Annotated in this window: 10 protein-coding genes and 1 pseudogene; 5 read left to right on the forward strand and 6 right to left on the reverse strand. The window is 72.6% G+C overall.

Annotated features, from left to right (window positions below):
- From B9S61_RS40825 to B9S61_RS13630, 3 genes and pseudogenes are all read left to right on the forward strand, one after another.
- Positions 1–239 (forward strand): annotated as a pseudogene (locus tag B9S61_RS40825) (hypothetical protein); the annotation flags it as partial.
- A 184-nt stretch (positions 240–423) separates the two neighbouring features.
- Positions 424–1,599, forward strand: a complete 1,176-nt coding sequence (locus tag B9S61_RS13625; protein WP_103542494.1) for a S1 family peptidase — start codon at positions 424–426, stop codon at positions 1,597–1,599.
- A 196-nt stretch (positions 1,600–1,795) separates the two neighbouring features.
- The gene (locus B9S61_RS13630) at positions 1,796–3,118 is read left to right on the forward strand and encodes a lipase family protein (protein WP_103542495.1); all 1,323 of its coding nucleotides are present in this window, start codon (positions 1,796–1,798) and stop codon (positions 3,116–3,118) included.
- Positions 3,119–3,324: 206 nt separating this feature from the next.
- On the opposite strand, the gene B9S61_RS13635 is transcribed toward B9S61_RS13630, so the two are convergent.
- Positions 3,325–3,858, reverse strand: coding sequence for a snapalysin family zinc-dependent metalloprotease (locus tag B9S61_RS13635; RefSeq protein ID WP_103542496.1), 534 nt, complete (start codon positions 3,856–3,858; stop codon positions 3,325–3,327).
- Between the two features lie 144 nt (positions 3,859–4,002).
- Between B9S61_RS13635 and mgrA the strand changes: the two genes are divergently transcribed.
- A complete protein-coding gene (gene mgrA / locus B9S61_RS13640; RefSeq protein ID WP_103542497.1) occupies positions 4,003–5,046 on the forward strand; it encodes an L-glyceraldehyde 3-phosphate reductase in 1,044 nt (347 codons plus the stop codon).
- A gap of 100 nt (positions 5,047–5,146) precedes the next feature.
- The gene (locus B9S61_RS13645; protein WP_103542498.1) at positions 5,147–5,629 is read left to right on the forward strand and encodes an MSMEG_6728 family protein; all 483 of its coding nucleotides are present in this window, start codon (positions 5,147–5,149) and stop codon (positions 5,627–5,629) included.
- 52 nt (positions 5,630–5,681) lie between these two features.
- On the opposite strand, the gene B9S61_RS13650 is transcribed toward B9S61_RS13645, so the two are convergent.
- The 5 genes from B9S61_RS13650 to B9S61_RS13670 are packed head-to-tail and all read right to left on the reverse strand — an operon-like array spanning position 5,682 to position 10,572.
- Positions 5,682–6,968, reverse strand: a complete 1,287-nt coding sequence (locus B9S61_RS13650) for an ABC transporter substrate-binding protein (RefSeq protein WP_103542499.1) — start codon at positions 6,966–6,968, stop codon at positions 5,682–5,684.
- Positions 6,965–8,104 carry a branched-chain amino acid ABC transporter permease gene (locus B9S61_RS13655; protein ID WP_103542500.1) on the reverse strand — a complete coding sequence of 380 codons (1,140 nt, stop codon included), beginning with the start codon at positions 8,102–8,104 and terminating at the stop codon, positions 6,965–6,967. Before B9S61_RS13655 ends, B9S61_RS13650 begins: the two co-directional genes overlap by 4 nt.
- On the reverse strand, positions 8,097–8,993 hold the full coding sequence (locus tag B9S61_RS13660; RefSeq protein ID WP_103542501.1) for a branched-chain amino acid ABC transporter permease: 897 nt from the start codon (positions 8,991–8,993) through the stop codon (positions 8,097–8,099). Before B9S61_RS13660 ends, B9S61_RS13655 begins: the two co-directional genes overlap by 8 nt.
- A complete protein-coding gene (locus B9S61_RS13665) occupies positions 8,990–9,793 on the reverse strand; it encodes an ABC transporter ATP-binding protein (RefSeq protein ID WP_103542502.1) in 804 nt (267 codons plus the stop codon). The genes B9S61_RS13660 and B9S61_RS13665 overlap by 4 nt, the downstream gene beginning before the upstream one ends.
- Positions 9,790–10,572 carry an ABC transporter ATP-binding protein gene (locus B9S61_RS13670; RefSeq protein ID WP_103542503.1) on the reverse strand — a complete coding sequence of 261 codons (783 nt, stop codon included), beginning with the start codon at positions 10,570–10,572 and terminating at the stop codon, positions 9,790–9,792. Before B9S61_RS13670 ends, B9S61_RS13665 begins: the two co-directional genes overlap by 4 nt.
- Positions 10,573–10,786: the final 214 nt, after the last annotated feature.

Below are 10,786 nucleotides of genomic sequence, written 5' to 3' on the forward strand. Positions count from 1 at the left end.
AGGAGGAGGCCGAGGCATCGCTGGAGCGGGCGCGCGAGCACCACCGCGAGTCCGCGGACCGGGTGGCCGCGCTGGAGGAGCAACTCCACGGCGCACGCGCCGAGCTGGAACGGGCGGAGCGGGAGCAGCGGGAGGCGGAGAAGCGGCACCGGACCGCCGCGGACGCCCTCGCCAGGGCCCGGCGGGAAGCGGAGGAAGCCGCGGAGGACACCGAGCGGGCGGAGCGGGACGCACGCTGAACGGGACGTCCGGAACGGCCGGTCGGCGCACGGCGCCGACGACGTGCCGGCGAAAATGAGGCACGCATTGGCATAGACCTGACACCGCCGGGCTCGCTAAGCTCTGCTCACCTCACGGTGAGAGCGCTCTCACACTGCGGTTGTTCCACCCCCACCTTGCTGGAACGACGAAGGGCAACCTTCCATGAGACGCACCAGACTCACGCATGCCGGTATAGCCGCCCTGCTGATGATCGGCAGCTGGACGGCGGCCGGAACCCTGCCCGCCTCGGCGCAGGACGCCCCCGACTCCCCCGCCGCCCGCGCCGCCGACTCCGCACCCGCCTCCACCGCCCTGCTGGACGCGATGCAGCGTGACTTCGGCCTGACCCGCGCCGAGGCGGAGGACCGGCTGGCCGCCGAACGCGAGGCCACCGCTCTCGCATCCGGCGCGCGGAAGACCGCCGGCTCCGCCTACGGCGGCGCCTGGTTCGACGCCGACAGCGAGAAACTGACCGTCGCCGTCACCCCGGACGCCGACGCCTCCACGGTCCGCTCCCTGCGCGCGTCCGGCGCCGCGGTCCGTACCGTCGAGCACAGCGCGAAGCAGCTCGACGCGGCCAAGTCCCGTATCGACCGCCTCGACGCGCCCTCGGGCGTGAGCAGCTGGGCGGTGGACCCGACCGCCAACACGGTGGTCGTGAACGTCGTCGGCGACCAGCGGACCGACAACGATGTCCGCTCCTTCGTCGCCGAGGCCCGCGAGGCCGGTCCGGTCACCGTACGGACCGTACGGGCGCAGGCCGAGACGTTCGCCGCCGGAACCGTGGGCGGCGACCCCTACTACACCGGCAACGTCCGCTGCTCCATCGGCTTCTCGGTGCACGGCGGCTTCGTCACCGCCGGACACTGCGGCGGGGCCGGCCAGCAGGTCAGGGGCTGGGACGGCTCGTACATCGGCAACTTCCAGGGTTCCTCGTTCCCGGGCAACGACTACGCCTGGGTGAACGTGGGCAGCGGCTGGTGGACGGTTCCGGTGGTGCTCGGCTGGGGCACGGTGTCGGACCAGCTGGTGCGCGGCTCGAACGAGGCGCCGGTCGGGGCGTCGATCTGCCGCTCCGGCTCCACGACCCACTGGCACTGCGGCAGGGTGCTGGCCAAGAACGAGACCGTCAACTACAGCCAGGGCGCGGTGCACCAGATGACGAAGACGAGCGTCTGCGCCGAAGGCGGCGACTCGGGCGGCTCGTTCATCAGCGGCGACCAGGCCCAGGGTGTCACCTCCGGCGGCTGGGGCAACTGCTCCAGCGGCGGCGAGACCTGGTTCCAGCCGGTCAACGAGATCCTCAACCGCTACGGGCTGACGCTGCACACGGCCTGACCCTCCGACAGTCCACGAGCGGGCCTTGCCGAACGACCGGCGGGGCCCGCTCCCGTGTGCACCGGGGCCCGACCCACCCCCGCACGGGCGGGCACGGCAATAGTTGCCGGCCCGTAACTTACCCGTGGGTTACCAGCGGTAAGTGAGCGCTGTTAGTTTCACGTTTCATCTTCCGGAGCAGAGCGAGGAGTGAGCCGTGAGCCGTATCAGCACCGTGCTGACCACCGTCGTCGCCACGACGGCCTGTGTATGCGTGTCCGCGTCGCCCGCCGCCGCGACCCATCCCGTGGTCTCGCGGGGCGTCACCGTCCCCGCCTTCTACACCCCGCCCGCCGAACTGCCCGCGGGCAACGGCGTGCTGGTCCGTCACGAGCCACTGCGTCTCGGGCTGAGCCTGCCCGGTCTGGACGGCCGCTCCCTGCCCGGCACGGCGACCCGCCTGATGTACACCTCCACCGACTCGGGCGGACAGCCGATGGCCATCACCGGGGCCTACGTCGAACCGTCCGCCGACTGGACGGACGACGGACCCCGCCCGCTGGTGGTCGTGGGCTCCGGGACCATGGGCCAGGGCGACCAGTGCGCGCCCTCGCTGGCCCTGCAGAACCCGCTGACGCTGAACGGACAGACCGTGTCGTTCGGGTACGAGACGCTCGCGGTCTACCGGCTGCTCGCCACCGGAGCTGCCGTCGTCGTCACCGACTACGCGGGCCTCGGCACCACCGACCGGCTGCACACCTACGTCAGCCGCGTCGACGAGGGGCACGCCATGCTGGACGCCGCCCGGGCCGCGCGCTCCGTGCCGGGCGCCTCCGTCAACGCCGCCTCGCGCGTGGGCATGTACGGCTACAGCCAGGGCGGCGGTGCCAGCGCCTCCGCGGCCGAGCTCCAGAGCGCCTACGCACCCGACGTACGGCTCGTCGGCACCTACAGCGGGGCGCCGCCCGCCGATCTGACGGACGTCATGAAGGGCATCGACGGCAGCGCGCTGGCCGGCGCGCTGGCCTGGTCGATCAACGGCTTCGCCCAGGCCGAACCCGAGCTGCGCGCGGTCGTCGACGAGCACATCAACGCCGCCGGACGTGAGGCGCTCGACGACATCTCCACCGCCTGCGTCGGGGACGCCATCCTCGGGTACGGTTTCACCAGCAGTACCAGGTGGACCTCGAGCGGAAGGCCCCTCGCCGAGATCATGGCCGGTGAGCCGGGAGCCCAGGCGGTCCTGGACAAGCAGCGCATCGGCACGATGAAGCCCACCGGACCGGTCCGTGTGGTCACCGGCGTCCAGGACGACATCGTCCCGCACCGGCAGGCGCGCCAACTGGCGGTGGACTGGTGCAAGAAGGGCGGCGACGTCACCTACAAGGCCGTGAGTCTGCCCAACCTCGGTGACAAGCTCCTCACCAACCATCTGGCGCCGCTCCTCACCGACCAGGGCGACGCGGTGGAGTGGCTGAGCGACCGGCTCGAGGGCAAGCCCGCCCGCTCCAACTGCTGGACCATGCCGCTGCAGCGCTGAGCCGCGGCAACGCGACGAGCCCCGTCCCGGGAATCCGGGGCGGGGCTCGTGACAGGAGCGCCGGGCAGGCCTTGCACCTGCATCTCCCCGCAGGAAGCGGGGCGTCTTTCCTTGGACCACCAACGCACGGTCCGGTTGGGGAGTTCTCCCTTTCCCTGACCTGTGACAACCGTAGCGGCGATCGCGCCGGTTGTCACATCGTCAGATCACACCGGCGCATCGGCTCCCGCGAAGTTCTTCTCGACCTGCGCCTTCTCCGCCGCGTCCGGATACGCGTTGGTGCACGAGGTTCCGGCGCTGGCGCCCGACATCAGGCTGGAGCAGGGGCCGGGCTTGCGGTCCGGCAGACCGAGCACGTGGCCGAGCTCGTGGGCCGTGACCCGGACGGTGGAGTGCCCCTGGTCGATCGCCTGGCGTCCGATGTAGACGGTGCCCCGGCCCAGGGAGCCGGGAAGGGAGCGCGGCCAGCCGTCGTCCGCCACCACCTGGATGTCGGCACCCTCCCCGGCGGCGGCCGGGCGCAGTTCGACGCCGTCGACGCTCGCGTTCCAGATGGCCGCACCGCGGTCGACCGCGGTGCGGAACTCCGCGGCGGCCCTCGCGTCGTAGGTGAGGACCCGGTCGGCCACCAGGGGCCGCGCGGAGTCGGCGGAGGGGACGGCCGCGACCGGTCCGGTCAGTGCGGGGCCGGCCATCACGAGAGCCGCGGCAAGGCCGCCGGTCAGCGTACGGACGCGCATGTCGACCTCCTCGGGATTCAGAAGCGGTACCGCTGAATTCCATGGAAGGGATCGGTTGGACTTCCGGATCACTCGGGGGCACTGTGGGCAAGGATCAACACCATCCCACGCCACTCCCCCGCCCGCATCACCGGAGAACACCCGATGAACCACATCGCCCGCCCCGAGCGCTACGACGGCACCATGCGCTACCGGCGCACCGGCCACTCGGGCCTCGACCTTCCCCTGCTGTCCCTGGGCTACTGGCACAACTTCGGCGACGACCGGTCCTTCGGGACGCAGCGGGAGACAGCCCTGCGCGCGTTCGATCTGGGCATCACCCACCACGACCTGGCGAACAACTACGGTCCGCCCTACGGCTCAGCCGAGATCAACTTCGGCCGGCTGATGCGGCAGGACCTCGCGCCGTACCGGGACGAGCTGGTGGTCTCCACCAAGGCCGGCTGGGACATGTGGCCCGGTCCGTACGGCCAGGGCGGCGGCTCCCGCAAGTACATGCTGGCCTCGCTGGACCAGTCACTGAAGCGCATGGGGCTGGAGTACGTCGACATCTTCTACTCGCACCGCCTCGACACCACCACGCCCCTCGAGGAGACCATGGGCGCGCTGGACACGGCGGTCCGCCAGGGCAAGGCGCTCTACGTCGGCATCTCCTCCTACGACGCCGAGCGCACCCGGGAGGCCGTGGCGATCCTCCGCGACCTCGGGACTCCGCTGCTGATCCACCAGCCGTCGTACAACATGCTGAACCGCTGGATCGAGACGGACGGCCTGCTCGACGTGGCGCAGGAGGAGGGCTTCGGGATCATCGGATTCACGGCGCTCGCCCAGGGGCTGCTGACCGGGCGCTACCTGAACGGCGTACCGGCGGACTCCCGCGCCGCGGCGGGCACGTCGTTCGACACCGCGTGGCTGACCGACGACATGCTGCACCGGCTGCGCGCGCTGAACGAGATCGCGGCCCGGCGCGGGCAGACCCTCGCGCAGATGGCGCTGGCCTGGACTCTGCGCGACCGCCGGGTCACCTCGCTGGTCATGGGCGCCTCCCGCCCCGAGCAGCTGGAGCAGAACGTCGCCGCCCTGGAGAACCTCGACTTCTCCGCCGAGGAGCTGGCCGAGATCGACACGTACGCCACCGAGGGCGGCGTCGACCTGTGGCGCGATGCCCGGCTGGGCACGATGGGCTGACTCCCGGGCCCGGGGTGTGAGCCGGCGGGGAAGGGGAACTGCGGAGCGGTGAGCCGCGCTCCGACGGCGCGGCGGTCACCGGCCCCTTTCGGACGGACCCATGCAGACCTTCCTGCCGTACCCCGGCTTCCAGGAGTCGGCGCTGGTGCTCGACCGGCGCCGGCTGGGCAAACAGCGGGTCGAGGCGATCCAGGTGCTGCGCGGCCTGACCGTGCCCGGATACGGGTGGCGCCGCCATCCCGCGGTACGCATGTGGACCGGATACGAGGAGGCCCTGGTGCGCTACGGCCTGGACATCTGCCGGGTCTGGCGCGACCGGGGTCACCAGGACAGCTGCGCCGCCACCCTCGTCGCCGACCTGGCCGCCGTACGGCCGGGTGAGCCGGTGCGCGGTCAGCGGGAGCTGGCCGTGGCGGGTGAGCTGCCGCCCTGGCTCGGCGACGACGCCCTGCACCGCAGTCACCGCTCGGCGCTGGTCCGCAAGGACCCGGCCGTGTACGCCGGACTCTTCCCCGGGGAGCCGGACGACCTGCCGTACGTGTGGCCGTCCTCCGACCGTGATCCGGAGGCGGTCGGCGGCTGACCCCGGCGTCCCCTCCCCGGGGTCAGCCGGGGCGCCCCCGGACGGCGGTGCGTCACCGCGCGGACAGGTAGTCCTCCACTCCCGGGGCCGCGTGCGCGTCCTCCGCGTTCACCACGCCGCCGACCGCCTTGGCGTCGGGCTTGAGCACATAGGTCTTGACGCTCGCGGGGCGGTCGACCTCGGAGAAGTTCTGCGGGGTACCGAGGCCGGTGTCCGCGTTCGTCTGCGCACGGTGCGCCTTGACGACGTCCTCACGGGTGAGGCCGCCCGCCTCGCAGGCCTTCTTCAGGTCGTCGCCCATGAGCTGGGCGGCGTTGTACCCGGACAGCACGCCCGAGTCGACCGGCGAGTCCGGGTACTTCTTCTGGTACGACGCCACCATGCGCTGCACGCCGGGCAGGTCGGAGCTGACCGCGGGTGCGGCGCTCACGATGCTGAGCATCGCCGCCAGGGCGGGCGCGGCGGGCGTCTTCATCAGCTGGGGAGCGAAGCCGGGGGCGCTGCTGACGACCGGGACCTTCAGGCCGCGGGAGGCGGCGACGCCGACCAGGGAGGCCGTCTGGGCGGGGCCCGCGCTGACCAGGATGGCCTTGACGCCCTCCTTGCGCAGGGCCGAGACCTGGGCCGACAGATCGGTGTCCGTCGCCTGGATCTTCTGCCCGACCACCTTCAGGCCGGCCTTCTCCGCCGCCCAGGTGGACCCCTCCAGCGCGTTCGCGCCGTAGTCGCCCTCGAAGTAGACGTGGCCGATCGTGTCCCCCTTCTTCAGGCCCTTGGTGCGGGTGAGGAACTCGACCGCGGCGATCATGTCGACGTCGTAGGTGGTGCCGAGCACCTGGATGGCGTCCTTGCCGAGCAGGGAGGCCGCCCAGGCCTGCGGGAAGGTGAGCATCTTGTCCCGCTCGATGTCGTCGAGCAGCGCGGCGACCACCGGGGAGCCGATGACCTGGGGCAGCGCCACGACGTCGGGGGCGATGTCGGCGTAGGCGGTGACCGCCTTCTGCACGTCGTAGCCGTGGTCCTTGACGACGATCTCGACGTCGCGTTCGCAGATGCCGCCGTCGGCGTTGACCTCGTCGGCCCACATCTGCTGGGCCTGCACGATGCTCTTGCCGAGTGTGGCGTAGGGGCCGGTCAGGTCGGTGAGGGCGCCCAGTCTGATGGTGTCGCCGCCGATTCCGGGCCCGGTGCGGACGCCGTCGGCGGCTTCGCCGCCACCCTTGCCGTCGTCCGCCTTGGAGCTGCATCCGGTGGCCGCGAGGAGCAGGACGAGGGCGCCGGCGAGGACGGTTCCGGCGGCGCGGTGCCGGTTGCGGGGCCTGGGGTGCGTGGTGTTCACGGGGTGTGCTCCTTGGGTCGTGCGTCTGCGGACGGCTGCGGAGGCGGAGGGACGTCGGTTCCGGTGGCGGGGGTACGGGATCGGCGTACGCGGTCGCGGGCGCGGCGTGCCAGGCCGTGCAGCCCGTCGGGCGCGTACAGCAGGACGAGGACGATCGCCGCGCCGTAGAGGTAACGGGCGGCCTCGGTGGGACCCACGGCACCCTCGGACGAGCCGGGGGCGGCGACCAGCGGCAGCTGGTCTGCGTAGCGGGTCATCAGCAGGGGCAGGGCGGTGACGAAGACGGCGCCGGCGGTGGCGCCGGCGACGGAGCCGAGGCCCCCGATGACGATCATGGCGAGGTAGTCGACGGAGAGGACGAGGGAGAAGTAGTCCGGGACGACGCGGCGGAAGGCGAGCGCCAGGAGCACTCCCGCGAGGCCGGCGTACATCGACGAGACCACGAAGGCCGCGGAACGGTGCCGGGCCACGTCGACGCCCATCACGGCGGCCGCGGTCTCGCTGTCGCGCAGGGCGGCCAGGGCCCGGCCGGGGCGTGAGCGCAGCAGGCCGCGGGCGGTGAACCAGGTGAACGCGAACAGCGCCAGGCCCAGGAACCACAGCCGTTCCTCCGCGCCGAACGGCACGCCCAGGACGGTGAGTTCGGGGTCGGTCTCGGCGAAGGTGAATCCGCCGAGGGTCAGCGGGGGCACGGAGCGGCCGTTGAAGCCGCCGGTGACGGAGTCCGCGGTCAGCAGGACGTGGTGGCCGAGGAAGACCAGGGCGAGCGTCGCGATGCCGAGGTAGATGCCCTTGACCCGGGCGGCCACGGGACTGAACAGCCCTCCGGCCGTTCCGGCGAGCAGTACCGCGAGGACCGCGGCGAGGGCCGGTGGCAGCCCCGGTCCGGGTTCGCCCGCGAACCAGGCGTAGCCGTAGGCTCCGACGGCGAGGAAGAAGGCGTGTCCGAGGGAGAGCTGGCCGGCGGTGCCGCTGAGCAGCGCGAGACCGACGGCTCCGATGGCCGCTGCCATGGAGAACAGACCGATGCGGAGCCAGAAGGCGTCCAGGTAGAACGGCGGCAGGCACAGGACGACGGCGAGCAGCAGGAGCCACGCACGTCGGCGGGTCAGGGCCCCGAGAAGTCGGTCAGACACGGGCCGTCCCCTTCGCGCCGAACAGCCCGGTGGGCCGCACGAGAAGCACCAGCAGCATCACCGCGTACGGGGCGACGTCGCCGAATCCCTCGCCGAGGATGTGCAGTTCGGACTGGTAGCCGACGACGAGCGCCTCGGTCAGGCCGATGATCAGGCTGCCGGCGAGGGCCCCGGCCGGGGAGGCCAGTCCGCCGAGGATCGCGGCGGGGAAGGCGTTGAGGGCGATCTGGCCGGTGGTGCGCTCCAGTCCCGGTGCGGGGAACGCGGAGAGGAAGACCGCGGCCAGCGCGGCGAGGGCGCCCGCCAGGCACCAGGCGCCGGCACGGACCCGGCCGAGCCGTACGCCCATGAGCGCGGCGGCCTCGAGGTCCTCGGCGGCCGCCCGCAGGGACAGCCCCCAGGAGGTGAACCGGAACAGGGCGAACACCCCGCCGATGACGACGGCCGACACCACGATCGCGGCGAGCCGGCTGTCGGCGACGGTCAGCGGCCCGAGTTCGGTCACCGAGTCGCCCCACGGGTCGCCGAGCGACAGCAGGTCGCCACCGATGCGCCGGGCCAGGTCGGTGAGCAGGACGATGTCGATACCGATGGTGACGATGGTCTGGACGTGCGCCGAGTGGGCGTCCTGGCCGCCGCGTTGCAGCAGGAAGCGGTCGAGCGCGCCGGCCAGGGCGGCCGTGGCCAGGACCGCCAGGGCGAGCGCTCCGGCGAAGCCGAGGTCGTCGTGGAACACGGCGGTGAGGTAGCCGCCGAACAGGAGCAGGGAGCCGTGGGCGAAGTTGAGGACGCCGGAGGCCTTGAAGATGACGACGAAGCCGAGGGCGACCAGCGCGTAGACCGCGCCGAGTGCCAGTCCGCCGAGAATGTTGTCCAGGAATGTCGTCATGCCGCGTCCTCCCCGGTCGCGTCGGTGCCCAGGTAGGCGCGCAGCACCTCGGGGTCCTGGCGGACCTCGTCGGGGGTGCCGTGGGCGATGCGCCGGCCGAAGTCGAGCACGGTGACGTCGTCGGCGAGGCGCATGACGAGGCCCATGTCGTGTTCGACGAGGACGACGGACAGGCCGAGTTCGGCGCGGAGTTCACCCACGACCTCGGCGGTGCGGGCGCGTTCGGCGGCGTTCATGCCGGCCACGGGCTCGTCGAGGAGCAGCACGCGCGGCTCCAGGCAGAGCGCGCGGGCGAGCTCGACGCGTTTGCGGTCGCCGTACGACAGCAGCGCGACCGGGGTGTCGAAGTGGGCTCCCAGGCCGGTGAGTTCGGCGATCTCGCGGGCCCGCCCGAGATGCTCGCGCTGTTCGCGCACGGCGCTCGGCAGACGCAGCGCGCTCGCGGCGAAACCGGCGCGGGACAGGGCGTGGCGGCCGAGCATCAGGTTGTCGGCGACCGTGCCGTGGGTGGTGACGATGTTCTGGAAGGTACGGGCCACGCCGAGCGCGGCGATGCGGTGCGGGGCGAGCCGGGTCAGCTCGGTGTCGCCGAGACTCACCGTGCCTTCGGCCGGACGGCACAGGCCGGACAGCACGTTGAAGCAGGTCGACTTGCCGGCGCCGTTGGGTCCGATGAGCGCGTGCACCGAGCCGGGGACGACGGTGAAGGAGACGCCGTCGAGGGCGGTGAGTCCGGCGAAGCGCACGGTGACGTCCCGTACGTCGAGCACGGGCGGCGCGGTGGTGGTGCGGTCTTTCACGCCGCCCCCTGGTCCTCGGCCGACTCGCCCAGGTAGAGGCGGCGTACGGCGTCGGTGCGGGCGAGTTCGTCGGCGGGGCCGGACAGGCGGGTCTCGCCGACCTCCAGGACGTGCGCGTGGTCGGCGAGGGAGAGCGCCATGCCGGCGTTCTGCTCGACGAGGAGTACGGCGGTGCCCTGGGCGTTGATCTCGCGGATCACCTCGGCGATCCGGTACACCATCTGCGGGGCCAGGCCGAGGGAGGGCTCGTCGAGGAGGAGCAGGCGGGGGGCGGCCATCAGGGCGCGGCCGATGGCGAGCATCTGCTGCTCACCGCCGGAGAGCAGGCCGGCGGCCTGGTGGGTGCGTTCGGCGAGCCGGGGGAACAGCGTGAAGACGCGCTCGCGGGCCTCCCGCACCTGGACGCGGCCGCGCCGGCCGAGGCCGAGGCCGCCGGAGCGCAGGTTCTCGTCGACCGAGAGTCCGGCGAACACCCGCCGCCCCTCGGGGACCTGGACGACCCCGGCGCGTACCGCCGCGACCGGGTCCTTGCCGTCGAGCACCGTCTCGCCGTAGCGGATACGGCCGGCCGTGACCGCGCCTCGGTGCAGGCGCAACGTGCCGGACACGGCCCGCAGCAGGGTCGTCTTGCCGGCCCCGTTGGCGCCGAGGAGCGCCACGACGGCGCCGGGCGGCACGGTCAGGGACACGGAACGGAGAGCGGACAGCGCACGCCCGTACGTCACGTCGACGTTCTCGACGTGCAGTGCGGGCAGGCCGTCCGGTGGTGCTTCGGGCATCACGGCTCCTCGGGACCGCGCCGCGGGCGGCGGCACGGCTTCGGGGGAAGGGAGGCCCACGACAGCACGGGCGCGACCACCCGGTACAGCCTTCGGCTGCCGCTCGCTGCGGTGTCCCAACGGGGGTGGGCGGGGGTTGTGCGGGTGCCCAGGCTCCGGGCGGAGGGCTGGTGGCGGTGGTGGGGGCGGCTTCGGGGCGCGGGTGTCCCGGCTC

It is taken from the genome of Streptomyces sp. SM1, from assembly GCF_002910825.1.
Classification (GTDB): Bacteria; Actinomycetota; Actinomycetes; order Streptomycetales; family Streptomycetaceae; genus Streptomyces; species Streptomyces okerensis.

Excerpts from the sequence above, each read along its gene's own strand:
- B9S61_RS13660 (WP_103542501.1), bottom strand. The coding sequence starts at position 8,993 with ATGACGACATTCCTGGACAACATTCTCGGCGGACTGGCACTCGGCGCG.
- B9S61_RS13645 (WP_103542498.1), top strand. The coding sequence starts at position 5,147 with ATGCAGACCTTCCTGCCGTACCCCGGCTTCCAGGAGTCGGCGCTGGTG.
- B9S61_RS13625 (WP_103542494.1), top strand. The coding sequence starts at position 424 with ATGAGACGCACCAGACTCACGCATGCCGGTATAGCCGCCCTGCTGATG.
- B9S61_RS13670 (WP_103542503.1), bottom strand. The coding sequence starts at position 10,572 with ATGCCCGAAGCACCACCGGACGGCCTGCCCGCACTGCACGTCGAGAAC.
- B9S61_RS13635 (WP_103542496.1), bottom strand. The coding sequence starts at position 3,858 with ATGCGCGTCCGTACGCTGACCGGCGGCCTTGCCGCGGCTCTCGTGATG.
- mgrA (WP_103542497.1), top strand. The coding sequence starts at position 4,003 with ATGAACCACATCGCCCGCCCCGAGCGCTACGACGGCACCATGCGCTAC.